General features: G+C 70.6%; 25 protein-coding genes. 8 read left to right on the plus strand and 17 right to left on the minus strand.

The window, feature by feature from the left end; translation table 11 throughout:
* Positions 1-345 precede the first annotated feature (345 nt).
* The gene (locus ACU6XJ_RS07745; protein WP_476308063.1) at positions 346-972 is read left to right on the plus strand and encodes a superoxide dismutase; all 627 of its coding nucleotides are present in this window, start codon (positions 346-348) and stop codon (positions 970-972) included.
* Positions 973-1,162: 190 nt separating this feature from the next.
* Here ACU6XJ_RS07745 and ACU6XJ_RS07750 read toward each other — a convergent pair whose 3' ends face one another.
* From ACU6XJ_RS07750 to ACU6XJ_RS07760, 3 genes are all read right to left on the minus strand, one after another.
* The gene (locus ACU6XJ_RS07750; RefSeq protein ID WP_476308065.1) at positions 1,163-2,416 is read right to left on the minus strand and encodes an MFS transporter; all 1,254 of its coding nucleotides are present in this window, start codon (positions 2,414-2,416) and stop codon (positions 1,163-1,165) included.
* Between the two features lie 200 nt (positions 2,417-2,616).
* A complete protein-coding gene (locus ACU6XJ_RS07755) occupies positions 2,617-3,048 on the minus strand; it encodes a MarR family winged helix-turn-helix transcriptional regulator (RefSeq protein ID WP_476308067.1) in 432 nt (143 codons plus the stop codon).
* A 55-nt stretch (positions 3,049-3,103) separates the two neighbouring features.
* The gene (locus ACU6XJ_RS07760; RefSeq protein WP_476308069.1) at positions 3,104-4,546 is read right to left on the minus strand and encodes an NCS2 family permease; all 1,443 of its coding nucleotides are present in this window, start codon (positions 4,544-4,546) and stop codon (positions 3,104-3,106) included.
* Between the two features lie 49 nt (positions 4,547-4,595).
* Here ACU6XJ_RS07760 and ACU6XJ_RS07765 point away from each other — a divergent pair, with 49 nt between their 5' ends.
* Positions 4,596-4,874, plus strand: coding sequence for a DUF2530 domain-containing protein (locus ACU6XJ_RS07765; RefSeq protein WP_476308071.1), 279 nt, complete (start codon positions 4,596-4,598; stop codon positions 4,872-4,874).
* Positions 4,875-4,965: 91 nt separating this feature from the next.
* On the opposite strand, the gene ACU6XJ_RS07770 is transcribed toward ACU6XJ_RS07765, so the two are convergent.
* Together ACU6XJ_RS07770 and ACU6XJ_RS07775 are read right to left on the minus strand one after the other, a co-directional pair.
* On the minus strand, positions 4,966-7,935 hold the full coding sequence (locus tag ACU6XJ_RS07770; protein ID WP_476308073.1) for a sacsin N-terminal ATP-binding-like domain-containing protein: 2,970 nt from the start codon (positions 7,933-7,935) through the stop codon (positions 4,966-4,968).
* Positions 7,932-8,726: a DUF3027 domain-containing protein gene (locus tag ACU6XJ_RS07775; RefSeq protein ID WP_476308075.1), complete on the minus strand. Its 795-nt coding sequence runs from the start codon at positions 8,724-8,726 to the stop codon at positions 7,932-7,934. The genes ACU6XJ_RS07770 and ACU6XJ_RS07775 overlap by 4 nt, the downstream gene beginning before the upstream one ends.
* 81 nt (positions 8,727-8,807) lie before the next feature.
* Between ACU6XJ_RS07775 and ACU6XJ_RS07780 the strand changes: the two genes are divergently transcribed.
* Genes ACU6XJ_RS07780 through ACU6XJ_RS07790 form a run of 3 tightly spaced genes read left to right on the plus strand, consistent with a single transcriptional unit; the run spans position 8,808 to position 11,733 of the window.
* Positions 8,808-9,575 carry a glutaminyl-peptide cyclotransferase gene (locus ACU6XJ_RS07780; protein WP_476313843.1) on the plus strand — a complete coding sequence of 256 codons (768 nt, stop codon included), beginning with the start codon at positions 8,808-8,810 and terminating at the stop codon, positions 9,573-9,575.
* 58 nt (positions 9,576-9,633) lie between these two features.
* On the plus strand, positions 9,634-11,238 hold the full coding sequence (locus ACU6XJ_RS07785) for an MFS transporter (RefSeq protein WP_476308076.1): 1,605 nt from the start codon (positions 9,634-9,636) through the stop codon (positions 11,236-11,238).
* A 24-nt stretch (positions 11,239-11,262) separates the two neighbouring features.
* The gene (locus tag ACU6XJ_RS07790) at positions 11,263-11,733 is read left to right on the plus strand and encodes a DUF2771 family protein (protein ID WP_476308078.1); all 471 of its coding nucleotides are present in this window, start codon (positions 11,263-11,265) and stop codon (positions 11,731-11,733) included.
* 246 nt (positions 11,734-11,979) lie between these two features.
* On the opposite strand, the gene ACU6XJ_RS07795 is transcribed toward ACU6XJ_RS07790, so the two are convergent.
* Positions 11,980-12,366 carry a cold-shock protein gene (locus tag ACU6XJ_RS07795; protein WP_476313844.1) on the minus strand — a complete coding sequence of 129 codons (387 nt, stop codon included), beginning with the start codon at positions 12,364-12,366 and terminating at the stop codon, positions 11,980-11,982.
* A 160-nt stretch (positions 12,367-12,526) separates the two neighbouring features.
* Here ACU6XJ_RS07795 and ACU6XJ_RS07800 point away from each other — a divergent pair, with 160 nt between their 5' ends.
* Both ACU6XJ_RS07800 and ACU6XJ_RS07805 read left to right on the plus strand, forming a co-directional pair.
* Positions 12,527-12,730 (plus strand): hypothetical protein, encoded by a 204-nt coding sequence (locus ACU6XJ_RS07800; protein WP_476308080.1) that lies wholly within the window; start codon positions 12,527-12,529, stop codon positions 12,728-12,730.
* A gap of 133 nt (positions 12,731-12,863) precedes the next feature.
* On the plus strand, positions 12,864-13,175 hold the full coding sequence (locus tag ACU6XJ_RS07805; RefSeq protein WP_476308082.1) for a hypothetical protein: 312 nt from the start codon (positions 12,864-12,866) through the stop codon (positions 13,173-13,175).
* Between the two features lie 4 nt (positions 13,176-13,179).
* Here ACU6XJ_RS07805 and ACU6XJ_RS07810 read toward each other — a convergent pair whose 3' ends face one another.
* Positions 13,180-13,932 (minus strand): maleylpyruvate isomerase N-terminal domain-containing protein, encoded by a 753-nt coding sequence (locus ACU6XJ_RS07810; RefSeq protein WP_476308084.1) that lies wholly within the window; start codon positions 13,930-13,932, stop codon positions 13,180-13,182.
* Positions 13,933-13,971: 39 nt separating this feature from the next.
* Entirely contained in the window at positions 13,972-14,481 is a 510-nt protein-coding gene (locus tag ACU6XJ_RS07815) for a MarR family winged helix-turn-helix transcriptional regulator (protein WP_476308086.1), read from the minus strand.
* Between the two features lie 175 nt (positions 14,482-14,656).
* On the opposite strand from ACU6XJ_RS07815, the gene ACU6XJ_RS07820 reads away from it, so the two are divergent.
* Positions 14,657-15,676 (plus strand): CHAD domain-containing protein, encoded by a 1,020-nt coding sequence (locus tag ACU6XJ_RS07820; RefSeq protein ID WP_476308088.1) that lies wholly within the window; start codon positions 14,657-14,659, stop codon positions 15,674-15,676.
* A gap of 1 nt (position 15,677) precedes the next feature.
* Here the strand turns inward: ACU6XJ_RS07820 and dapC are convergent, their stop codons facing one another.
* The 9 genes from dapC to ACU6XJ_RS07865 form a co-directional block, all read right to left on the minus strand.
* A complete protein-coding gene (dapC, locus tag ACU6XJ_RS07825; RefSeq protein ID WP_476313846.1) occupies positions 15,678-16,790 on the minus strand; it encodes a succinyldiaminopimelate transaminase in 1,113 nt (370 codons plus the stop codon).
* Positions 16,787-17,110, minus strand: a complete 324-nt coding sequence (gene fdxA / locus ACU6XJ_RS07830; protein ID WP_476308090.1) for a ferredoxin — start codon at positions 17,108-17,110, stop codon at positions 16,787-16,789. The genes dapC and fdxA overlap by 4 nt, the downstream gene beginning before the upstream one ends.
* A gap of 120 nt (positions 17,111-17,230) precedes the next feature.
* The gene (locus ACU6XJ_RS07835) at positions 17,231-18,010 is read right to left on the minus strand and encodes a hypothetical protein (RefSeq protein WP_476308092.1); all 780 of its coding nucleotides are present in this window, start codon (positions 18,008-18,010) and stop codon (positions 17,231-17,233) included.
* A 30-nt stretch (positions 18,011-18,040) separates the two neighbouring features.
* A complete protein-coding gene (locus tag ACU6XJ_RS07840) occupies positions 18,041-18,445 on the minus strand; it encodes a hypothetical protein (RefSeq protein ID WP_476308094.1) in 405 nt (134 codons plus the stop codon).
* 5 nt (positions 18,446-18,450) lie between these two features.
* Entirely contained in the window at positions 18,451-19,326 is an 876-nt protein-coding gene (gene mshB / locus ACU6XJ_RS07845; RefSeq protein ID WP_476308096.1) for an N-acetyl-1-D-myo-inositol-2-amino-2-deoxy-alpha-D-glucopyranoside deacetylase, read from the minus strand.
* Positions 19,323-20,192 (minus strand): ABC transporter permease, encoded by an 870-nt coding sequence (locus ACU6XJ_RS07850; protein ID WP_476313848.1) that lies wholly within the window; start codon positions 20,190-20,192, stop codon positions 19,323-19,325. The genes mshB and ACU6XJ_RS07850 overlap by 4 nt, the downstream gene beginning before the upstream one ends.
* 1 nt (position 20,193) lies before the next feature.
* Positions 20,194-21,183 carry an ABC transporter permease gene (locus ACU6XJ_RS07855; RefSeq protein WP_476308098.1) on the minus strand — a complete coding sequence of 330 codons (990 nt, stop codon included), beginning with the start codon at positions 21,181-21,183 and terminating at the stop codon, positions 20,194-20,196.
* Positions 21,180-22,967, minus strand: coding sequence for an ABC transporter family substrate-binding protein (locus ACU6XJ_RS07860; RefSeq protein ID WP_476308099.1), 1,788 nt, complete (start codon positions 22,965-22,967; stop codon positions 21,180-21,182). Before ACU6XJ_RS07860 ends, ACU6XJ_RS07855 begins: the two co-directional genes overlap by 4 nt.
* A gap of 100 nt (positions 22,968-23,067) precedes the next feature.
* Positions 23,068-24,783, minus strand: coding sequence for an ABC transporter family substrate-binding protein (locus ACU6XJ_RS07865; protein ID WP_476308100.1), 1,716 nt, complete (start codon positions 24,781-24,783; stop codon positions 23,068-23,070).
* Between the last annotated feature and the right edge of the window lie 26 nt (positions 24,784-24,809).

Consider the following 24,809-nt stretch of genomic DNA (forward strand, 5'->3'; position numbering starts at 1 on the left):
TCCGCAGACCTCGACGGTGGCATCCGAGACCCGGATGCCGTGGAGCCGCTCGCGTTCACGGCAGGCGATCGGGCTTGCCGCCGAGAGAGCGGCCCACCGTTGCGGGTCAGCGCCGGACTTCGACCGGACTTTCCCTGCCGGAACGCGGGTAGTGCCTGCATCGTGCGGCATCCGGTGCCCGCGGGCCAAGCCGCGAACCGGGTTGTTGCCAGTGCGTTGCAGTAGGTAGTCACGATCATGATCTGGGTCACGCCGCCGTGTTGCAAGACATATGCAATAGCAAGATAGTGTCAACAAGGACTGACGGCTCCACACCACCACCATCGCTTCTGCACGGGAGGCGGAATGTCGAACTACCAGCTCCCCGATCTGCCCTACGACTACGCGGCGCTTGAGCCCGCGATCACCGGCGAGATCCTTGAGTTGCACCACAGCAAGCACCACGCCGCCTACGTCAAGGGCGCCAACGACACCCTGGAGCGGCTCGCGGAGTCCCGCGACAGGCAGGAGTTCGGCGGGCTGGTCGGCCTGGAGAAGACCTTCGCCTTCAACCTCTCCGGCCACGTCCTGCACTCGATCTTCTGGAACAACCTCAGCCCGGAGGGCGGCGACCGCCCGGACGGTGAGCTGGCGGCGGCCATCGACGAGCACTTCGGCGCCTTCGACAACTTCGCCAAGCAGCTGTCCACCGCGACCGCGACCGTCCAGGGCTCCGGCTGGGGCGTGCTGGCCTGGGAGCCCTACGGCCGCAGGCTGATCGTCGAGCAGGTCTACGACCACCACGGCAACGTGGGCATGAGCACCACTCCGCTGCTGGTCTTCGACGCCTGGGAGCACGCGTACTACCTCCAGTACCGCAACGTGCGCCCGGATTACGTCCAGAAACTCTGGTCGCTGGTCAACTGGGCCGACGTGACCCGCCGCTTCACCGCGGCCGTTGCGAGCGAGAGCCCGATCAAGCCGACGGCCTGATCCCCAAGCCCCGGCGGTGGATGCTCCGACAGGCGAAGCTGCCGGCTGAAGACCCGTGAGTGGCGACCTCGGTTGCCACTCACGGGTTTTTCACAGGTATTCTGGACGCGATGAGGCCCCGCACCCATGGAGTGCGGGGCCTCATCTGTTCCCGAACTGACTGCCGCTCCCACCACGAAGCGGACGAGATTTAGGTTAGCCTAACTTCATCAGGCTGCGCAAGTGGTTGTTCCACAATGGCCTGTCGGCGGGCTCTGAGCAGCATCAACGCCCCGCAGACCAGCGCGGCGACCAAGGTGATCGCGCCGCCGACCACCACCGGGGCTCGGCCGTCGACATGTTCGCCGAGCCAGCCGAGCGCGGGAGCGCCCAGCGGGGTGCCGCCGAGGAACAACAGCATGTAGATACCCATCACGCGGCCGCGCAACCGCGGTTCGACGCTGAGCTGAGTGAAGCTGTTGGCGGCCGTGGTGAACAACGCGGTGGCCATGCCGGTCGGGATCAGCGCCAGCGCCAGCAGGTACGGGGTGGGGGCGAACCCTGCCAGGATCTCCAGCACCGCGAAGCCGAGCGCCGAGGCGAACAGCAGCATCGCCGTCGGCTGGGTGCCCGGCCTGCGTCGGGCAGCGATCGCCGCGCCCGCCAGCGTGCCGACCGCGAGCACCGCGGCGAGCCAGCCGTAGACGTCCGCGCCGAGGCCGTAGACGGTCCTGGTCATCACCGCGAGGGTGACGTAGAAGTTCAGCCCGAAGGTGCTGACGCAGAACATCAGGGCGAGCACCAGCACCAGGTCGGGCCTGCCCCACACATACCGCAGCCCTTCGGCGAGTTGGCCGCGCCGGGCGGAGGTGACCGGCGAACGGTGCAGTTCGCCCACGTTCATCCGGAACAGGCCGTAGGTTATGGCCGCGTAGCTGAGCACGTTGATCAGGAAGATCCAGCCGGTGCCGGTCCAGGTGATCATCACGCCCGCCAGCGAGGGACCCACGATGCGCGCGGTGTTGAAGGTCATCGCGTTGAGCGCCACCGCGTTCGCGAGGTGGTCGGGGCCGACCATTTCGGCGGCGAAGGACTGGCGCACCGGGACGTCCAGCGCGGCGAAGCAGCCCATGATCAGGCAGAGCGCGTAGACGTGCCACAGCTGCACGGTGCCGGTGATGTCGAGCATGCCGAGCACCAGGGCACAGCCCGCCATGCCGGTTTGCAGGATGATCAGCATGCGACGCTTGTCCACCCGGTCGGCGAGCACGCCGCCCCAGAGGGTGAGCAGGAGGATCGGGGTGAACTGCAGCGCCGCCGCGATGCCGAGCGCGACGGGCGAGTCGCCGGAGAGTTTGAAGACGAGCCAGTCCTGGGCGATGCGCTGCATCCAGGTGCCGAGCAGGGAGACGATCTGCCCACTGGCGTAGAGCCGGTAGTTGCGGACCCGCAGTGAGGCAAACATGCGCCCACGTTCGCGGGTGGTCTCGGACGGTCCGGTCGAGTTCTGCTGGAGGCGGTCCTGGTGGGCACCGCCCGCGCCCTGCTTCCGACCGCTGTCGGCGTCCGACGCGGTCCGCGGGCCTGCTGGCGTTTTCTGTGGATCTCCCTCTGATTGGTTTCCGACCAGTGCCGGCACCTAGTGCGTCCCCCTTTGCTTCGTGATCAGGCTCCTGCCATCCGGCTGAGGATCCGGGCGGCCTTGGCGAGCACCTCCCGCTCCTCGTCGTCGAGTTCGGCCAGTTGAGCGTCGAGCCACCGCTCGCGGGCGGTGACCTCGTCGGCGATGTAGGCGCGGCCCGTCTCGCTGATCTCGACGATGGCCTGCCTGCCGTCGGTGGGGTGCGGACGGCGCAGGACGAGACCGCTCTCCTCCAGCGCGGCGATCACCCGGGTCATCGAGGGCGGCTGGACGCCTTCCTTGGCGGCCAGTTCGCCCGGGGTGAGCGAGCCGTGCAGGCTCAGGCAGCTCAGCGCGGACAGCTGGGTGAGTGTGACGCTGCGGTCTACACGCTGGGCCCGCAGCCTGCGGGTGAGCCGGACCAAGGCGAGCCGAAGCTCGCCCGCAAGAGACTGCCGACCGTCATTGTCCGCCACATCGTTAGCATACCAAACTATCGGCGGTGAGTCGACCGTCAAGTGCGGGATTGGTTCAGCCGAGCAGCGCCCGCAGCGGGGCCATGGCGAAGTACACCAGGAAGGCCGCGGCCACGATCCACATCAGCGGATGCACCCGCCGGGCCCGCCCGGTGGCGGCCTGCAACAGCACGTAGCTGACGAAGCCCGCGCCGATGCCGTTGGCGATGGAGTAGGTGAACGGCATCACCACGATGGTCAGGAACGCGGGCAGCCCGATGGTGAAGTCGGCGAAGTCGATCTCGCGGACCTGGACCACCATCAACGCGCCGACCACGACCAGCGCGGGAGCCGCCGCCTCGACCGGAACGACCTGGTAGAGCGGGGTGAGGAAGACCGCGGCCAGGAACAGCAGGCCGGTGACCACGTTCGCCAGCCCGGTGCGGGCCCCTTCGGCGATCCCGGACGCCGACTCCACGTAGACGGTGTTGGAGCTACTGGAGGCCGCGCCGCCCGCGACGGCGCCGAGGCCGTCGACGAACAGAGCCTTGCCCGCGTTGGGCAGGGTGCCGTCCGGCCTGGTCAGCCCGGCCTCCTTGCCAAGGCCGGTGATGGTGCCCATGGTGTCGAAGAAGTCGGTGAGCACCAGCGTGAACAGCAGCAACGCGACGGTGAGGGCGGGCAGCCGCAGCCACGCGCCGAAGGAGACGTCACCCAGCAGGGACAGGTCGGGCAGGCTCAAGATCTGCTCCGGCAGTGCCGGGTAGCCGAGGTTCCAGCCCCGTGGATTGGTCCCCTTGGACGGCCCCGCCTTGACCAGCGCCTCGACCACGATGGCCAGCACCGTCGCGCTGATCACGCCGATGAGGATCGCGCCGCGCACCCGCCGCGCGACCAGCACCGCGGTGATGATCAGCCCGATGGCGAACACGGCCGTCGGCCAGGAGGCGATGGCGCCGTCGATGCCGAGGCCCACCGGCACCGTGGTCTTGGCCGCGTCCGGCAGCCTGCGCACGAAGCCCGCGTCGACCAGGCCGATCAGCGTGATGAACAGGCCGATGCCCACCGCGATGGCGGACTTGAGCTGCTGCGGCACGGAGTTGAACACCGCGGTGCGGAACCCGGTGATTACCAGCAGCAACACGATCAGGCCGTTGACCAGCACCAGGCCCATGGCCTCCGGCCAGGTCATCTGCGGTGCGATGGCCACCGCCAGCAGGCTGTTGATGCCCAGCCCGGTGGCGATGGCGAAGGGGTAGTTGACGACGAGTCCGAACAGGATGGTCATCGCGCCCGCGACCAGCGCGGTGACCGCGGCGACCTGGGAGACCGGGAGGATGTTGCCGAACAGGTCGCGTTTGGCGCCCGCGTCGTCAGCGGCGAAGCTGCCGATGATCAGCGGGTTGAGCACCACGATGTAGGCCATCGTCACGAACGTGACCACGCCGCCGCGGACCTCGCGGCTCACCGACGAGCCGCGCTCGCTGATCTTGAAGTAGCGGTCGACGACGTTGGTCATCCGGTGCTCCCCGATTCTCGGAGGGTCTGGCGGGAGTAGCCTGCCTGACATGGGCGAGCAGACCCAACCCGACACCGAACTCCGCCAACCTCCGCCGCTGCCGCGCCGCCTCGCCGACCCCGTACCGGCGGTCGTGGCCGGGCAGGCGCTCTGGCTGGCGGGGCTGATCGTGCTCGCCGTGAACCGCTTCGCCTTCCACGCCCCGCCGACGGTGTGGCTGTGGGTCTGCCTCGCGGGCTTCCTGCTCGGCTTCCTCGGCCTGGCCGTGATCTGGGCCCAGCGCCGCGCCAACCGCCGCGGCAACCGCAGCGCCCAACGCGGTCTCTGACACCCCCACCCAGGTCACGGACCGGACTTGGTGTCCTAAGTCCGGTAAAACGGCGTCATCGAACAGACTTGGACACCAAGTCGAAGTCTGGTCAGCCGAGGAGGGTGGGGGCGGAGGGGTCGGCGATGAGGTCGGCCAGGAAGTGGCGGTCCTCCCAGCGGTCCAGGGCCCAGGCCAGGGCGCGGGCCAGGCTGGGCAGGCTGTTCTGGACGTGCAGGTGCTCGTCCTGCCACCAGGACACGCGTTGCGACTCGCCGTCCACCTCGATGCTCAGTTCGCGGTGGAGCTGAAACTGCTCCTCTGGCGGGGTGAGGTCGAGCAGGGCGCAGGCCTCGGGGACGCCCTCGACCTCGGCCCAGGATGTCCATTCGCCGCCCGCGGCGATGGTGGCGACCAGGTCCTCGGAGGCAAGCGGGAGTTCGAGCAGATCGGCGAGGCCGCGCAGGTCCTCGGGGTCGAAGGCGCCGGTGCCGACCAGGCGGTCGGGGTCGCAGACGCCGAGCAGCCACGGGCCGTCCAGAACCATCGCGTCCTCGGCCTCGGCGAGCGTTCCGTCCAGGGTGCGCACGAGCGCGGGCAGGTCCAGATCGGACAGCGTGAGGCGGCCTGCCTGCTCCGCGGCGGCCAGCGCCCGGTAGGCGTGCAGCGTCGTCCACAGTGGAATGTCGCGGGCCGGGTCGGCCAGCCGGGACAGTACCTCGGCGGCATCGTCGGTGCCCGCGATCTCCAGCGCGGAACGCACCCCGATGGCCGCGGGCGCGTAGTCGGGCAGCCCGACGTCGGGCAGCGGGTCGTACAGGCCCGCGAGTTCGGTGGCGGCGGGCAGCCGCCAATGCCGCGGCGGTTGTCCGGCCAGCAGGGCGTGGCGGGCCAGCCACCAGCCGGTGTAGCCGCCGGGCTCGCGGATGGCGCTCAGCGTCTCCGGGGTGCCGGTGAGCACACGCAGTGCGGCGGGCCAGGCCTTCTCCGCGATCAGCTCCAGGTCCCGCACGGCGACCACCCGCGTCGGTGGGGTGCCGGTGGCCGGGTCGGTGGCCTCCTGCCACCAGTCCTCTTCGGCGTCCAGTTCGTGCTCGGGTGCGGTGGGTTCCTCGTCGGTGATCACCACGAACCCGTCCAGCACGCCGACGTCGACCAGCGTGCGGCGCGGCCGGTTCACGGTGTAGCGCTCGTGCAGCACGCCGATCGGCGCGTCGTCGTCGAGCAGGTCGCGCAGCGGCGAGTCGGGCAGCATCAGCTCGTCGGCGCGGGCAGGATCGCCGTGCTCATCGGCCAGGCACAGCGCGCCGAGCCAGGGCCGCTCCCCCGGTGCCGGTGCGATCTCTCCGACCAACCGCAGCACCAGATCGGCGAGCGGCTCGGTGTCCACTCCGGATTCCGCGTCCTCCGCGCTGCGTTCCACGGCGGCGCGCAGGGCGTCGGAGTCAAGGATGTCGGCGGCCTCGGCGTCGACCGCGCCCGCCCGCCGAAGCAGCGGGTGCACGGCGTCCGGATGCGCGATCCGCAGGCCCACGACGTCCACATCGGACAGCCCGTCGACCAGCGGTGAGCCGCGGTCGGGCAGCAGCACCCCGCGTGGACCCACCACCGACCGGCCGTCGATCAGCGGTACCGGCAGCGCGCCCAAGTCGTCGGCGGCCTCCGGATCGGCCTCCACCAGCGGAAGCAACGCCTCGTACAGGCCGTGCCACCACGCGGGCGGGCGGTTCACCCCGGCCAGCAGCTCCAGCACCCGCGCCAGCCGCAGCCGCGGCACCTCAAGCGCGGCGAGCGCCTTGGCGTGCTCCGGTCCGGACAGCTCGGCGGGCAGCAAGCCGGTCACGACGTCGTTGAGCAGCTGGACCAGCTCGGGCGCGTAGGTGTCCAGCACACTGGCCTGCGCGGGCCGCAGCGGTTCGCCGTCCACACCGGTCAGCCACGAGACGGTGCGCAGCGCGCCGAGCACCGCCTCTCGCAGTGTTCCGTCTACTTCGGACCGCGGGAAGTCCGGCAGCGGCACCAGCGCGGTGCGGTGCGCGGCGGGCAGCCGGGACAGCAGTTCCGGATAGCCCGCCGCCGCGGCCAGCAGCACGGCGTCGGCGGCCGGGCCGGGCAGCACCCGGCGGCGGGAGGGCTCCATCGGGATGCCCGCCAGCAGCCTGGCGGGCAGCGACAACCGCTCATCGGTGGGTGTCGGCGCGTGCAGCACCTCGTCCCCGGCGGGCCGCGGCCTGCCGTCGGTGTCCACGGCGACCGCCCAGCAGACGGTCCACTCGGCGCGCTTGCGGGCCTCGGCACCGAGACCCGTGAGCACCTCGTCCGCCAGGTGCCCGGAGCGGCGTAGCACCAGCCAGCGGGTGGCGCCCTCCGGTCCGTGCAGCATCACCTCGTCGCCGCCGAGATCCTCACGCCACCACACGGCGTCCGGCAGTTCGATGCGGCCCAGCCAGGGCAGGGCCAGCAGCAGGTCGGCGGCCTCGGCGGAGCATTCGGCCAGCAGGTCGGCGGCGGTGGCCTCGGCGCCGAGCGGCAGCCGCACCTCGGTGTCGAATCCCTCGGGCGGGCCGTCCTCCTCGGCGGGCCAGACCAGTCGCAGCACCGGGACACCGCCCTCGCGGTGCGCGAGTTCCTCGGCGAGTTCGGGCACCCGCGCGGCCTCGTGCCGGGTCTTCTCGGCGGAGAAGGCCACCCCGCCGTTGCGGGAGACGATGCGGGGCGCGTCGCTGATGGCCAGCACCGCGGCGAAGCCGACGCCGAACTGCCCGACGGTTCCGGTGTGGCGCTTGGCGGAGGCGCGCAGCGAGGCCAAGGCGGCCACGCCTGCCGCGTCCAGCGCGGCACCGGTGTTCGCCGCCCGCAACTCACCGTCCGATGTGGACAGGCGGAGCACGCCGGGGCTGCCGGTCAGGCCGGCGGCGTCGGCGGCGTTCTGCGCAAGCTCGACGAACCAGCGGTCCCGGTAGCCACCGAAGCGGAGGTCCTCCTCGGTGTTGGCGTCCTCGCGGAAACGGGTCGGGGAGGCACGCCAGGCGTCCAGCACCGCCTGTCGAAGTCCTGCGGTGCCGAACGGGTCGTGGCTCACTCGGCCGGTGGTTCCTCGTCCCGGAGCGCCACGTCGAGCACCCCGTCGTCATAGACAAGTTCCGCCACCGGCACCGGCGGCGCCGATTCGACCTCGACCTCGGAATGCGCGCCGCAGCCGTACTCGGTGTGCACCACATGACCGTCGGCCGGGGCCAACTCGTTGGCGCACACCCCGAAGGCGGCGCGCAGCGAACCGCCGAGTTGCAGGTAGAAGCCGCAGGTTCCGCAGGCGGCCGGGGCCTGCCGTGCCATATCGCTGGCGGGGCCGAAGTCGCTGTTCAGCCAGCGGTGCGCGGCATCCAGCCTGCCCTCGCGGGACAACATCCTGACCCGACCGAGGCCGATCTCCTTGACGACCGCCTGCACCTCGGGGTCGTCGCTGTCCAGGTAGGCGGGCGCCAGCCGAGGGTCGTCCGCGTGGGTGGGCAATAGATCGCCCGCACCGAGGTCACCGGCGCGGACCCGCTGCTGCCATGGCAGCCAGTCGGGCGCGACCAGGGCGTCCGGGCCGGGCAGCAGCACGACCTCGCTGACCGTCACGGGCTCGCCATCGCCCGCGGTGGCGACGGTGACCGCCCAGCGCCAGCCCGCGTAGCCGAGCTTGTTCGCCTCGAACAGGTGGGTCGCCGCGGAGTCGGGTTCGGCGATCACGCCGACGTGCGCGCCAACCTCCTGCTCGCCCACATCGGACTGGGCGGCTTCACGGGCTAGCTCGACGGCGGCGGCAAGCACCGGCTCGGGCTGATGCTCGCGGCCTGCGGTATCCGGATGGCTGCGGGTTGGTGTCACACCTGTAGATTGTGCCGCAAGCAGCCGGGTTGGCCACACACGGCTGGTTCTCCCGGGTGATCTGGCACGCTGGACCGCGTGTTGCGAGGCCTGTTGCCCGTGTTGTTGCTGCTCGCCGCCTGTTCCGACGCGCCGGGACAGGACGCCGGGGTGACCAGGTTGAAGGTCGCCGTGCTGGGCACCTCACCGCACGATCCGACGGCCTACACCCAAGGATTGGAACTGGCCGACGGGGTGCTCTACGAAGGCACCGGTCTGTTGGAGAAGTCCGGTCTCCGAGCGGTGGACCCCGGCACCGGACGGGTGCTGCGGCAGAAGGCGCTGCCGAAGGAATTCTTCGGCGAGGGCATCACCGTCGTCGGCGACCACATCTGGCAGCTCACCTGGCGGAACAATGTCGCGATCCGCCACGATCGCGCGAGCTTCGCCGAGGTGGCGCGGGTGCCCTACGAAGGTGAGGGCTGGGGCCTGTGCCTGCGCGGCGACACGCTGGTGATGAGCGACGGCACCGACCGGCTGACCTTCCGCGACCCGGTGACCTTCGCCGCCCGCGGCGGGGTCACCGTCCGGCTCGGCGGGCAGCCGGTCACGCAGCTCAACGAGCTGGAATGCGTTGGCGGACAGGTGTTCGCCAACGTCTGGAACAGCGACGAGATCATGCGGATCGACCCCGGCACCGGCGAGGTCACCGCGGTCGTCGACGCCGCGGGCCTGCTGCCCGGCGGGCAGAGCGGACCGGACGGCCCCGAGGTGCTCAACGGGATCGCCGCCGTTCCCGGCACCGACGAGTTCCTGCTGACCGGCAAACGCTGGCCAACGGTGTTCCGGGTCCGTTTCGTGCCACTGTGATCCTCCTCGGGCGCGTGGCGGGTGCCCGGTACCGGCCGCGTGAGGCAGGATTGAAACCGTGACCCGGCCCGAAACAGGCGAAGAGCCCGGCCCGCGGCGGCGGGCTCGGCCGGGCTGGGGCGCGGGTGGCCGTCGAAGGCCGGACCGCCGGTCCGAGCCCATCGGCGAGGATGTGCCGCCCACCCGCCGCGAGTACCCGTGGGAGCACGACCCCGACTACGTGCGGCCCACCCGACCACACCGGGCGCCGTACACCGAGCCGGCCGCGCCGACGCCACGCGAGGAGCCGCGGGACGAGGTGCCAACGGCCGGTTCGCCGCAGCTTCCGCGCAAGCTGACCGTCACCAGGGTCGCGATGTACCGCGGCAAGGAGCTCGCCGGCAAGGGCATCGCGGCGTTCCGACGGGCCGCGCACGCCGATGGCGCGGGCCGGTCCGGCCTGGCCCGGCTGACGTATGCGGTGATGCTGAACTACGCCGTGGACGCCGCGGTCGCGGTGGCACTGGCCAACACCCTGTTCTTCTCAGCGGCAACCGCGGAGAGCAAGACGAAGGTCGCGCTGTACCTGCTGATCACCGTGGCGCCGTTCGCGGTGATCGCCCCGGTGATCGGCCCGCTGCTTGACCGGCTGCAACGCGGCAGGCGGATCGCGTTGGCGGTGTCCTTCGCGGGCCGGGCGGTGCTGGCGATCGTGATGGCCCTGCACTTCGACGACTGGCTGCTCTATCCCGCCGCGCTGGGCGCGATGGTGCTGTCCAAGTCCTTCGGGGTGCTCAGGGCGGCGGTCACACCGCGAGTGCTGCCCGAGGAGATCACGTTGGTGAAGACCAACTCCCGGCTGGCGGTGTTCGGATTGGCCGCGGGCGGCGTGTTCGGCGCGCTGGCCGCGGGGCTCTCGCAACTCTTCGGCGCCCCCGGCGCCCTCTGGTACACGGCGGCGCTTGGCGCGGTCGGCGTGTGGATGTGCCTGCGCATCCCGGCCTGGGTGGAGGTCACCGAGGGCGAGGTGCCCGCCTCGCTGTCGGCCCACCCGCACAAGCCGCGGCGGCAGCCGATGGGCAGGCACCTGGTGGTCGCCCTGTGGGGCAACGGTTCCATCCGGGTGCTCACCGGCTTCCTCACGCTGTTCCCCGCGTTCGTGATCAAGTCCGAGACCGAGCACTCCCCGTACCGGCAGCTTCTGCTGCTCGGCGCGGTCGGCGCGGCGGCGGGGCTCGGCAACCTGGTGGGCAACGGGATCGGTGCGCGGCTGCACTTCGGCAAGCCGGACGAGGTGGTGCTCGGTTGCATCGGGCTGGCGCTGGCGGGCTCGGTGCTCGCCGCGGTGCTGGCGGGCATCCCCGCGGTGGTCGCCACCACGCTGTGCGCGCTGACCGGCAGCGCGCTGGCGAAGGTGTGCCTGGACGCGGTGATCCAGCGGGACATGCCCGAGGAGTCCAGGGCGTCGGCCTTCGGAAGGTCCGAGACGTTCTTGCAGCTCACCTGGGTGCTCGGCGGTGCGCTCGGGGTGCTGCTGCCGCCGACCTGGTGGATCGGCTTCACCGTGCTGTCCGCCCTGGTCGCGATCGGCCTCGCGCAGACCATGCTGTGTCACCGGGGCGGCTCGCTGATCCCCGGCATCGGCGGGGACCGGCCGATCCACCCCGTCCGGGTCGCCACCTGATGCCGGGCACGTAGGCTCGCCACCGTGCGTCGTGTGCTGTTGCTGCTGACCGGCCTTGTCCTGCTGACCGGCTGTGCGAGTTCGTTTCCCGACCCCGAGGTCACGTTCTTCTCCGACGGCCACACGGTGGCGCTGCGGCCGACCCAGCTGTGCGATGCGCTGCGGGCCGAGGAGTCCTGCCCCGCCGACGAGAGCGCGATCGGCAGGCTGCGGGTGCCGCCCGGCCTGCCGTTGCAGATCTCGGTGCCCGGCGAGGTGGCCGATGGCATTTGGAACGTGGCGCTGCGGTACCGCAACACCGCGGGCGAGGAGTACGAGGTCGCCTCCCGCAACTTCGTGGCTGGCACCGACAGTGCCCGCCACGCCTACACCCTCCGGCTGCCGGAGAAGACCGATCAGCTACTCGTCGTCCAGGTCCGCCACGTCGGCAAAAACCAGCCGCTGCGCGGCGAAGCGGGCGTCAAGCAGGCCACCTGGACGCTGGCGATCAACTAAACCCACACAACCAAAGCCGCAACAACCCCGAAGCACCCGCACGTCACAACGCCGCGACAAGACGAGGCGCGACCTAGCGACGGAGTCGCTGGGGCTTTTGCACCAACAAACGCAACCACCCGCGGGCTCTCAGAGGGCCGCTGGCGAGGACAGCCCCGACGCCGTGACCGGATTTGGTCATAAGGAGGGGATCCCGGAGCCAGCGGCCCTCTGAGAGCCCGCTACCCGCACCGCACCCGAAGCAGCTTAAGGATCAAGCTCCTTGGCAACAGCGCGGACGACTTCGCCAATCCGCTTGGAGACGCGCTTGTCCGGGTAGCGCCCGCGGCGCAGGTCAGGCTGGACGGTGCTCTCCAGCAGCTTGATCATGTCCTCGATCAGGCCGTGCAACTCATCAGCGGGACGGCGGCGCGCCTCGGTGACCGAGGGCAGCGGGTCGATCAGCTTGACGGACAGGGCCTGCGGGCCACGACGGCCCTCGGCCATGCCGAACTCGACGCGTTGACCGGGCTTGAGTGTCTGCACCCCCGCGGGCAGAGCAGATGCGCGGACGTAGACATCCTCTCCACCCTCCTGGGTGACGAAGCCGAAGCCCTTGTCCGCGTCGTACCACTTAACCCTGCCGCTAGGCACTGTCCTCACCGTTCCTCGTCTGCGAATCCACGTCGTACGGCAGAGCCGACGGCCCCCGCACAACGAACGCGCCCCTGCCGCAACCGGCGGGACGCGTAACCACAAGCGTAGCGAGCGCCGCTGAAGAACGCGTGCGCATATCCAGGCTAGGCTCATCTCCATGGCCGCGTCTGCCGTTATGACAAAGCTTCTGCCGATTGCCGTAGTGGTCTTCACCCTCGGCGTGCTATCGGTGATCGCGGCTTTCGTCCTGTTTGTCACCGGAGACCAGGATCTTCCCGTCTGGCTGAACCTGTCCTGCCTGCTGGCCCCCGCGGGCTTGGCCATCGGCGTCCTCGGCGTGATCTTCCGCCGCCACCACTGACCGGCGACCCAACCGGGGAATCGGCAACCCGAAAGCGGGGTGTGGGGGTGACCTGGGTCTCATCGCCGTGTTGTTATCGCAGCTTGGGTGATCCCACAGGAGTCAGTTGGCGGGCCGACGGCTGGAGGCGGAGATGATCACGAACCGGGACATCAAGAAGGTGGCGAGTGCGATCGACAGGGCGATGGCGGAGATCACCTCGACCGGCGCAGAGCCGAGTTGGCCGGAGGTGGAGTTGCTGCGGCTGAAGGCCGACCTCTTCGACCGCCTCGCGGCCGCGCAGCGCTCCTGGAACGGATCACTCGCCCGCCGCGCCGAGCTCATGCGCGACCGGGCCGAACGGCTGGCCGACCAGCTCAACCAGGCTCCCGCCGCCGAGAACGCCAAGGTCGCCGACCTGGTCGCGCTGTGGGCGGACACCACCCGCGGCGCGGTCCGCGGCTAGCGGATCAGGCGTTCTCCTCCTCTTCGGGAAATGCCGCCCGCAGCGCCTCGAACAACGCGCCGTCCCCCTCCACCTCGACCTCATCAAGCCCGATGCGGCCCCAGACGAGCAGGTCAAGCTCCTCGGCGGTGCCGGTGATGGTCAGCGCGATCGGCCGCGCCATCTTGTCCCTGATCAGCTTGGGCCGCTCGCCGTCGACGATCTCCACCTGCCAGGCCCAGCCGACATCGGTCGACTTGAGCGAGATCACGCCCGCGTGCCCGGTGATCGGCAGCAGCCAGGGCAGGAAGCGGCTCATCAACTCCTCGATGCCGTCCGCGGCCACCTCGGGGCGCAGGTGTCGGATGTCTCCCACCGCCTCCTGGGCGTCGCGGGTGTGGATCACCATCTCGTGCGCCATCCGCTGGGAGATCTCGGCGACCTCGCCGCGTTGGTCCTTGGCCCACCACACCCAGGCGCAGGCATCCGGCGACGTGGCGCGCAGCGCGGCGACCAGCGCGTCGGTGGACTGCCGCCACCAGCCGACCAGCTCGCCAGGCGGGGTCGCCACGGCGAGCACGGCATCCCGCGGCGGCTCCCCGCCACCCGCGACCGCGTCGGCCCACCACAGTTGCGCCTTGGCGGTGTGCTCGACCAGGTCCGCCACCGTCCACTCCGGACACGACGGCACCGGAAGGTCCAGCGTCTCCGGATCGGACACCGCGGCCAGGAATGCCCGGTTCCGGTCGGCGAGCAACTCGATGTGATCAATAGCCATGCCTAGACGTTATGCCCCGGCACCGACAATTTCCCGCGATCAGCGCCGCGACTTGGACCGTTTCGCGATGGGCAGATCACGCAGCCGAGCCGTCTCGGACTTGATCAGCTCGATCGTCTTCTCCACGTACCCGGCGATGATCCGCAGTTCGTCCTCGCTGTAGCCCGTCGCGATGTCGGCGACGCCCGCCCGCACGCCCTCGGCGTAGCCGCCCAGCTCCGACTCGTCGACGCAGACCTCGACCAGCACCTTCCGCCGGTCGTGCGGATCGCGGACCCGCCGCACGAGACCGTCCTTCTCCAGCCGGTCGATCACGCCGGTGACGGCTCCGGTGGAGAGGCCGGACAGCTCGGCAAGCTGGCCCGCGGTCAGGTTCCCGCCCGCGCGGAGGGCGAGGTCGAGGCATTTGTGATCGGTGATCGACAGCCCCATGTGCTCGGCGACCCGCGAGTGGAACATCACGGTCGCGGCCCCGAGTTCCCGTCCGGCCAGCGCCAACCGCTCGACCAGCGCCGGTGCGCCGGCTTCGGCCTGGACCGCATTCGGCACGATCACCACTCCTCACCGGATGATTTGGCGACTAAGAAACTTGACGACTAGCTAGCTCCCATTAAAAACGAAGTACCTCAAGAGTGCATCCAACCGGGCGATCCGAGATCGCGGTGTGACGGGGTTGGCCTTTATGGAGCTGTCGTACACCCCTAGTTCACCTACGATCGACTTTGTGACCGCCTCCCCCCGTACCAGCCACAACGAGCCGCCGACCGCTGAGTCGCTCGGTCTGGTCCAGGCTCCGGTGACCGCCGAGACGGACGATCCGATCCCCCGCCATGTGCGCGCGGGTCTCGATCTCCGGTTGCGGGCCCTGATCGAACACGATGCGGGTACCAGGGACGGCAGCGAAGCCGAGCACCTGCACCAGATGCGGGTGTCGGTACGCCGGATGCGCGCCATGCTCAAGGCGGCCCGCCCGATGCTGGACCGCGACTGGGCCGACGGACTCCGCGCCGAACTCGGCTGGCTTGGCCGCTCCCTCGGACCGGTGCGCGATCTGGACGTGCTGCTGGAACGGCTGCACGCCGAGGCGGCGAACTTCCCGGAAGACGAGCAGGCCGCGGCCGATGAGCTCGTCGCGGGCCTGGTGGCCGAACGGGACACCGCACGCGAGCACATGTTGGAGACGTTGGACAGCGAGCGGTACCGCGAACTGCTGCGCTCGATGGTGGCGGCGGTCTCGGCCGAGCTGCCCACCGGTGAGCTGTCGGACGCCGCGGAGTGGGCCGAGCCGCGCACCAAGCTGACGGCGGCGGGCAAGCCGCTGCGCCGCGGCAGCCTCGACCTGGTGTCGCTGGTGCGCAAGGAGTTCCGCAAGCTGTCCAAGCAGGTCAAGGCCGCGGGTCAGGAACCGCCGGACGACGAACTGCACAACCTGCGCATCCAGGGCAAGCGCGTCCGCTACACCGCGGAACTGGCCGAGCCCAGTGTCGGCAAGCCGGTGCGCCGCCTGCTGAAGGCGACCATGGCCTTCCAGGACGTGCTGGGCGACCACCAGGACGCCTGCGTCGCCCAGGACCGCATCCGCGGCCTGCTGGACGCCATGGGCGAGGAGATCGACTGGGACATCGTCTTCGTCGCGGGCCGCCTCGTCGAACGCGAGGAGGCCCGCAGGCTGTCCTGCCGCGAGCAGTGGTGGCCCGCCTGGGAAGAGCTCGAGCACCGCGCCGAGCACCTGTTCGGCTCCTGAGTCAGCTGCTCGCGGCCAGGCGGTGGGCGGCGGTGGCGATGCGTTCGTCGGTGGCGGTGAGGCCGATGCGTACGTGCCTGCTGCCCGCGGGGCCGTAGAAGGTGCCGGGGGCGGCGAGGATGCCGCGTTCGGCGAGCCAGTCGATCGTGGTCCAGGCGTCCTCGGATCTGGTGCACCAGAGGTAGAGGCCCGCCTCGGAGTGCTCGACGCGGAAGCCCGCGGCGACCAGCGCGGCGCGGAGGACACCGCGTCGGGTGCGGTAGCGGTCGAGTTGCTCGGCGACGTGCTCGTCGTCGTCCAGGGCCGCCTTCATGGCGCTCTGCACGGGCCGGGGCATGATCATCCCGGCGTGCTTGCGCTTCTCCAGCAGGCCCCGCACCAAAGCAAGGTCACCGGTCACGAAGCCCGCTCGGTAGCCTGCGAGGTTCGAGGACTTGGACAGCGAGTGCACGGCCAGCAGGCCGTCCAGTGAACCGCCGTTGACCGCGGGGTCCAGCACCGACACAGGCTGGACGTCCCAGCCGAGGGCGAGGTAGCACTCGTCCGAGGCCACCACCGCGCCCAGCGAGCGGGCCCGTGTCACGGCCTCGGCCATTGTCGCGGCGGACAGCACGCGGCCGGTGGGGTTGGACGGCGAATTCAGCCACTGCAACGCGGTGCCCGCGGGCGGTGCCTCACCGTCGGCGAGCCGCACGATCTCGGCGCCCGCGAGCCGGGCGCCGACCTCGTAGGTGGGGTAGGCCAGTTCCGGGATCGCCACCACCGAACCGGGCCCGAGGCCGAGCAGGGTGGGCAGCCAGGCCACCAGCTCCTTGGAGCCGATGGTGGGCAGCACCGCGTCCGGTGACAGACCCTCGAGTCCGAACCGGCGGTTCAGGGCGACCACCGCGGACTCCCGCAGCGCGGAGGTGCCGTAGGTGGCCGGGTAGCCGGGGTCGGCGGCGGTGGTGGAAAGCGCCTGCCGGATCACCGAGGCCACCGGGTCGACCGGTGTGCCCACGGAGAGATCGACGATGCCGCCAGGATGCGAACCTGCCCTGGCGGCATGGCCGGTGAGCGAGTCCCAGGGAAAGTCGGGCAGTTGCCGAGCGTTCCCGGTGTGCGTGGTGGTCAGGACTCTCCCTGCGGGGGCATGTCCTTGATGAACTGCGGGTCGTTGGCGGTCTGGCCGACCTTGGCGGCACCGCCGGGCGAGCCCAGTTCGGCGAAGAAGTCCACGTTCGCCTTGGTGTAGTCGCGCCACTCGTCGGGCACGTCGTCCTCGTAGAAGATCGCCTCGACGGGACACACCGGCTCGCACGCACCACAGTCGACACACTCGTCCGGGTGGATATAGAGCATGCGCTCGCCCTCGTAGATGCAATCGACCGGGCATTCCTCAATGCATGCCTTGTCCATCACGTCGACGCACGGCTGCGCGATCACGTATGTCACGGCGACTCTCCTGATTCTCCTGTCCATGCACCATCGGCGTTCGGGATACCGACGGCATCGCCAAGTATCCCTGCCTGTCGTTGCGGGGGCACACCCGGTGCCACACCTCACATAACCGATCTAGGCCTTTGTTACCGATTGGTGTCCTTCGATCCAGCCCCGCCCGGCCCTGGCCACCCGGTGCAGCGCGGAGCGCTCGCCAAGGTAGTCCCCCAGCACGCCGAGCAGCGGGAGTTTGCCGAGAATACGGTGGTAGAAGCGGCCGCGCGGGCGCTTCTCCAGCTCGTCGCCCAGCGACCAGAGCAGCCTGCCGAGGCGCCAGAGGGTCTTCGCGACGGCCTTGAGGTTGAACCTGCCGTGCTTGCGCTCGGAGTCGGCGAGATCGGCCGTCAGCTCCTCGGTGCGGCGGTCCTCTTCGGCCGCCGTCATGCCGGTGACCTCGGGAAGCGGGCGCTGGAACAGCACCGCGGCAAGCAGCCGAACGCGTTCGTCCCGATCGGTTATGCCGTGTTCGCCCGCGATGGCGCACAGCAGCAGACCCTGGCTCGCCGAACCGAGGGCGTCCTGCACGGGGAACTGGTCCGCGATCACCCCGCCGACGCCGGGCACGGTGGCCAGCAGCGAGGTCAGCCTGCCGACCCGGTTGACCCACCAGTCGCAGCGCTGCGGCACCGTCATGGCGTCCCAGGCGGGCGAGCCGGGCACCTGCATGGTGCTGAGCTGGTCCAGCACCTTGGTCAGCACGCCGCGGTCGACGCCGTCCACGGTCGGCTCGCTGCTGCGCGCGACCCTGGCCCGCAGTCCGAACACGTCCGAGGAGCGCAGCGCGTTCAGCAGCGGCCCGGTGGCCCGCACGAACGGCCGCAGCACCCCGACGAGTTCCCGATCGCTGATCGCCATGCCACTGGTCTACCTCGGCGAACGCGCTGCTCAAACCTCCGCGGCGCGGGCGCCGATCACATTTCCCAGCGCCATCGCGCCGGGCAGGGTGCCCGCGGCGAGCAACACGACCGAACGCCAGTCGCCGGTCAGCAGCATGTCGCCGCCGGGGCCGAACACGCCGACGGTGAACAGGGTGGCGAACCACACCAGCAGCGGGATGCCCGCGGGCATCGGGCGCCGGGTGAACCGGGCGGTGGCGAACACCAGCATCGGGCCGGTGACCACGGCCACCAGCAGGCTGATCGGCAGCGGCCAGGCCAGCAGCGCGTCGGGGAACCAGCTTTGGTGGAAGCCCACCACATCGGAGAAGCGCAGTGGCAGGAACAGCAGTTCGGCCAGGGCGAGGAGGAAGGCGTCGATCGCCAGCAGGGCGACCAGCAGTCGATCACGCACCGGCCTCACCTGCCCGCCTGTCCGTCCATTCCCCCGAACAGGTCGGTCTCCGCGCCCGCGGCCGAACCGGCGGCCAGCACGAAGTACTCGGCGTTGCAGACGGGCTGCGCGATGCCGTTGGACAGCGCGAACGCGGCGGGTGCGTCCCCTGCCACCCCGTCGCCCTGCCAGACGCTGACCTGGGTGCCGTGCGCCCGCAGCGCGTTGAGCTTGGCGGTGCGGTGCTCGGCGACGTCCACCACAGTGGTGATCATCTCGTCCGGGGTGGTCGGTAAGTCACCGTTGCCGGGCAGTGCGAAGGGCAGCCCTTCGGCCTCGGCCAGCGTGGCGACACCGGCCGTCATGGCCGATTTCGAGCTCACCACGTGGAAGACGCGGTTGACCTCGCCGAACTCGGCGGTGGCCGCCATCGTGATGTCGTGGGCCCGGATGTGGTCAGGGTGGCCGTAGCCGCCGTCGGCGTCGTAGGTCACCACCACCTGCGGGCGCAGGTCACGCAGCAGGCCCAGCAGCGTCTCGGTCTGCTCGCCCGCGTCGGCGGCGCAGAACGCACGCGGGTGCTCGTTGGCCGCGGTGCCCGCCATGCCGGAGTCCCGCCAGCGGCCGATGCCGCCGAGGAAGCGGTGGTCGGTCACGCCGAGCGCGGCGCAGGCCGACCGCAGTTCGCCGACGCGGTAGCCGCCCAACTGGTCGGCGGCGTCAGCGGCCAGTCCGCGCAGCCCGGCGGGGATGATCTCGCCCTCTTCTCCCAGCGTGCAGGTCACGACCGTGACATAGGCCCCATAGGCGGCATAGCGGGCGATCGTTCCCCCGGTCCACAGGCTCTCGTCGTCCGGATGCGCGTGCACCAGAAGAAGCCGTGGTGGAGCAGTCAGTGTCACCGGATCAGAGTAGAGGCCCGCTGCGCCACGCGGTGAGGGTGGCCGGGGAATTCCGCCTCCCTCAGCCGCGGATCCGCCACCGCGCGCAGGCCTTCCCCCAGCAGATTGACCGAGATTGTCAGCAGCAGGATGAATCCGAACGCGAAAAAGAACAGCCAGGGATGCACCGCGAGCTCGTTTTTGTTCTGATTGATCAACAATCCCAGTGAAGTGTCCGGCGGCTGCACCCCGAGGCCCACGAAGGACAGCGCCGTCTCGGCCAGCACCGCCTGTGCCGTCACGACGGTGGCGTTGACGATGATCACACCCGTGATGTTGGGCAGGATGTGCCGCAACAGGATCCGGGCCGTGGACGCGCCGAGCGCGCGGGCCGCGGTGACGAACTCCTGCTCCCGCAACGACATCACCGCCGCGCGCACCACCCTGGCCACGGTCATCCAGGCCACCAGCCCGAGGTAGACCGCCACCGGAAGCCAGTTGCTCGCCTCGTCGCCGGGGCGGGCGCTGAAGCTGCCGCGGGCCAGCACCGCGACCACCACCAGCGACGGCACGATCAGCGTGAGGTCGCTCAACCTGCCGATCACCAGGTCCACCCAGCCGCCCAGGTACCCGGCAAGGCCGCCGAGGAACACCCCGATCACGGTGCTGAGCAGCACCACGACGAACGCGATCCGCAGCGAGTACCCGGTGCCGCGGATGACCTGCGCCAGCACGTCCTCCCCCAGCCGCCCGGTGCCGAACGGATGGTCCAGGCTCGGCGGCAGGTACCGCTCCGCCCCCAGGTACAGGTGATCCAGCGGCCACAGCCACTCCCCCACCGTGGTGAAGGCGATGAGCGCCAGCAGCAGCACCGAGCCGATCCGCACCTCACGCAAGGCGCACCCTCGGGTCCAGGGTGCGGTGCAGGAGGTCGGCGAGGAGGGAGAAGGCGATCACGCAGGCGGCGGTGACCATCATCCAGCCCAGGATCAGGTAGGGCTCCTTGTCGCGGACGGCTTCGACGATGAGGCGGCCCATACCGGACCAGCCGAACACCGTCTCGGTGATCACGGCGGCGCCGATGATCGCGCCGAAGTTCAGGGAGGCCACCGCCAGCACGGGGCCCAGGGCGGTGCGCAGTCCGTGCACCAGCACCACCCGGGTCTGGGACAGCCCTTTGGCGGTGGCGGCACGCACGTGCGGGGCGTGCAGGGCTTCCTGCATGGCGGCCCGCTGGTAGCGGCTGTACACCGCGAACTGCACGGCGACCAGGGTGAGGGTCGGCAGCAGGTACGCGCGGAGGTAGTCGTTCACCGACAGCGCGCCGCCGGGGTCGCCGAGCGGACCGGCGGTGAGAATCCAGCGGTCCAGGCCCCAGCTTTCCAGCAGGTCGTTGACGGCGATGCCCGCCGATTTGAGCAGCATCGCCAGGCAGAACAGCGGCATGCCCAGCATCACGAACGCCAGCGCGGTGACGGAGTGGTCCAGCGTCGAGTACTGCCGGACCGCGCCGAGCACCCCGAGCGCCATGCCCAGCAGCAGCGCGATCACCTCGGCGCCGAGCACCAGCCGCGCGGTCACCCAGAACGCGGTCAGCACCTCGTGGCGCACCTGCGCGGAGCCCGCGCCCGGCGCCACCCTGGTGCCCCAGTCGCCGCGCACGAAACCGGCGATCCAGTCGAGGTAGCGCGGGAAGAACGGCTCGTGGTAGCCGGTGCGCTGGTAGGCGGCGGCGATCTCGGCGGGCGAGCGCGGCGCCGCGAGCAGCCAGTCCGACAGCGGATCACCCATCGCGGCGACCAGTCCGAAGCACAGCAGCGAACCGAGCACCAGCAGCACCGCCGAGGCCAGCAGCCGCCGCGACAGGTACTTCGTCACCTCTTCTGCCAGGCGAAGGCGTTCCAGAGCAGCCCGCCTCCGGCCGCGACATAGCCGACGGGCGAGAGCCCGCGGTCGTGCACGAGGAAGTACGGGGCCTGGAACAGCGGCAGGATATGCATGTCCTCGGCCATGATCCGGTCCACCTCGTTGAGCAGTTCGATCCGCTTGGCGGTGTCCAGTTCGATGTTGGCCTTGGCGAAGACCTCTTCCATCTTCGGGTTGTCGTAGCCGTTGTAGTTGGAGGTGCCGCCGCGGCCCTTCGCCGCGAACGCGCCAAGCGAGTTGGACTTCGTCGCGGTGCCTGCCCAGCCGAACAGGGCGACGTCCCAGTCACCGGCTTGCAGTGGGCCGCCGCCGAAGTTGTCGGACTGGTTGCCCGTGATGTCGATACCGGCCTGGCGGCAGTCGGACTGGATCAGCTGCACGGTGTCCGCCCGGCGGGCCACGGTCTTGTGGCTGATCCGGAACGAGGCGCGGAACTGGCCCTTGCCGTAGATGCCGTCGGGGCCCAGCGCCCAGCCCGCGTCCTCCAGCAGCTTCTTGGCCTTGCCCGCGTCGCCCCCGTAGGCGGCGTAGTGGTCGGCGTAGCCCGGCTCGGAGGGCAGGAACATCACGTTGCCCAGCGGCTTGGCCTCGGCGTCGATGTCCTTGACCAGCTTGTGCACCAGGGACTGCCGGTTCACGCACATGGCGACGGCCTTGCGCAGTTCCGGGTTGTCCCGGAACAGCGGGCGGTTGAGGTTGAAGTCCAGGTGCTCGTAGGTGTGGCCGCCCCTGGCGTACACGCGGACCCGCTCGTTGCCGCGGGCCTGTAGCGCCACCGGCACGTCGGGCTGGGTCTCGATCGCGGCGACCTCCCGGTTCTCCAGCTGCTGGAGCGCGGAGCGGGCGTCGCGGTTGGTGCGGATCACGATCTTCGCCGGTCCCGCCGGATTGCCCCACCACTTCGGGTTGCGCACCAGCACGGTGCGGTCCTTGAGGTCGGAGGACTCGATCAGATACGGCCCGCCGGAGAGCGCGACCGCGGGGTCGAATCCGTTCCAGCCGGTCTTGTAGAACGCCGCGGCCTTGAGCACCTGCTCGGGCTCGGCGTCGGTGACGCGCGTGATGTCCTGGATGCCGGTGCGCTGCTCCAGGATGTGCGCGGGCAGCAGCAGGTTCAGCCCCGGCGAGGAGAACAGGCTGCGGTGGTCGGCGAACGGCGTGCTGAAGGTGGCGGTGGCCTTGCGGCCGCCGTCGCCGCATTCCAGCTTCCCGATCTGCTGGTAGCCCTTGGGGGGCGTTTCGAAGGCCTGGCCCGCGACGCCGCCGGCGGCCTTGCTGGTGAACGCCAGCCACTGAAGGTACAGGTCCTTGCAGCCGATCGGCGCCCCGTCGGACCAGACCGCCTCCTTGCGGAAGACGTACTCGACGACCTGCGGGTCGGTGGAGGTGACCTTGACCGACTGCATCAGATCGCCGTCGATCTTGAGCACATCGCGGCCGTTGACGAGGTCGGTGAAGTACGGCGAGGGCAGCACGGCGGCCAGCACCCGGTGATTGGCCAGGCTGCTCGCGGAGCCGATGTTGTTGTTGTAGCCGCGGAAGGCATCCTCCACCGCCACGCTCACCTCGCCGATATCGGCCACCCTCGGCCGGGTGAACACCTGGTCCTGGGTGGTGGTGTCCCCGCCGATCAGCGGCCCCGGACCGCCGCCCGCGGTACCGCCCCCGGTGCACGCGCAGAGTGCGAGCACCGCCGACACACAGGCAGCAGCGAGCGCCCGTGAAGATCTCGCCATGAGAAGCCCCTCCAACGATCGTCCGGCCTGCGCCCCCTGCGTGTCGAGCGTCACGTGACCAGCCGATAGGCGCTCAGACTAGACGCAGTCCCGGCAGGCGTCAGCCCGCCGCCCGGAGGCGCTGCCATTCGCCCGCGGTGGTCAGCGGCCCGGCGAAAAGGCTGCCCGGCGCCACGCCCTTGACCTCAGGGCGGGCCACCAGGGTGTCGGCGAGCTGGAACAGCGGGATGGCCACCGACTGCCGCCACAGGGCGGGTTCGAGCACGCTCAACGCCTGCGCGATCGGCAGGTTCCCGGTCAGCGCCGCGTCGATGGTGGGTTGCAGCAGGGGGTCGCAGAACCCGGCCGGGTTGGCGGGCACCGGCTCGGTGCTGCCGGGCAGCGGCTGCGAGCAGCCGAAGGCCGACGCCAGCCCGGTGGCCGGGTCAGGGGAAAGCCTGCGGCCCATCACCAGGATGTCGGTGGGGGCGCCCGCCACCGGAGCGGGCTTGGCGCTCGGGGAGGTGGTGGGCGGCGGGGCGAACAGCTCCCGCTCGCTCGCGCTGACCACCTTCGTGCCGATGCCCGCGGCGTCGAGTTGGCGGGCCACGTTCACCGCCAGCGTCTGGTACGGCTCACGGTCGGCGGGCGCGGCCACCACCAGGTTCAGCGGGGTGCCGTTGCGCTGCCAGCGGCCCGCGAGCTGGGTGTAGCCCGCCTCGGCGAGCAGCCGCGCGGCCAGCCCGGGGTTGGGCACCGCGGGCGCCTCGCCGGGCGGGAGGGTGGCGGCGTAGCCGGGCTGGCTGGGTGCCTGCACCTGCGCGTCGGCGCGCAGCCCGGTGGACGGGCCGCTGGCGGCGCCGATCGCGATCAGCTCGTCGCGGTTGAGCAACGCGCCGATCGCGGCGCGCACCCTGGGGTCGCCCAGCTGCGGGCTGGCCGGGCGCAGCAGCACCTGCGCCACGGTGGGCCGAGGCGCGGTCGCGCTGGTCACCGCGTCGCCCAGTTCGCGCAGTTGGTTGAGGGTGATCGCGTTGGAGCGCACCAGCGCCAGCTGGTTGTCGCCGCGTTGCAGCGCCTCGGCGATGCCGCGGTGGTCGGAGCGGCGCAGCACGATGCGGTTGGGTTTGATCGGCGCGTCCCAGTACCGGTCGTTGCGCTCCAGCACGACCTCGCCGCGGTCCCGGTCGACGGTCTTCACCGCGAACCGGTGCCCGGAGACCGAGATGCCCTCGGCGAAGCCGTTGGCCCAGCCGCCGGGGGCGTCCTTGAGCAGGTGCGCGGGCAGCAGGTTGGTGAACAGGGACCGCCAGCCCGCGTAGGGCTTGGCGAACCTCACGTCCACGGTCTTGCCGCCGTCGCGGGCGGTGACCTCGGAGATCAGCCGGTAGCCCGCGGGCTCGGCGACGCCGGGCTCGGCGCGCATCCGCTGCCAGAGGTAGACGAAGTCCTCGGCGGCGATCGGCGCGCCGTCGGACCAGGAGGCCGCCTTGTGCAGGCTGTACTCCACCGTGAACGGCTCGTTCGCGGTCACCCGCGCGTCGGTGACCAGCGCGGTGTCCAGCTGCGGGCTGCCGTCGGGGGCGGGCCGGAACACCGAGGGCAGCACCAGCGCGGCGACGGTGTCGTTGACGGGCGCGGAGTCGGGCAGCGTGTGCGGGTTGAAGTCCCCGGCGATCGAGTCGATGCCGACGACCACCTCGGTGAGGTCCGGCGGCTTCGTGGTCGTTGTCGGCGTCTTGGGCTTCTCGACCAGCTGCGGGGGCGGGGCGTTGGTGCAGGCGGCGGCCAGCAGGAGACAGACCGCCAGCACGGGCCGGAGGTACCTGTCTGCCATGCCACCCCCTCGCTAGTGACTCGGAT

Source organism: Actinorectispora metalli, from assembly GCF_056323685.1.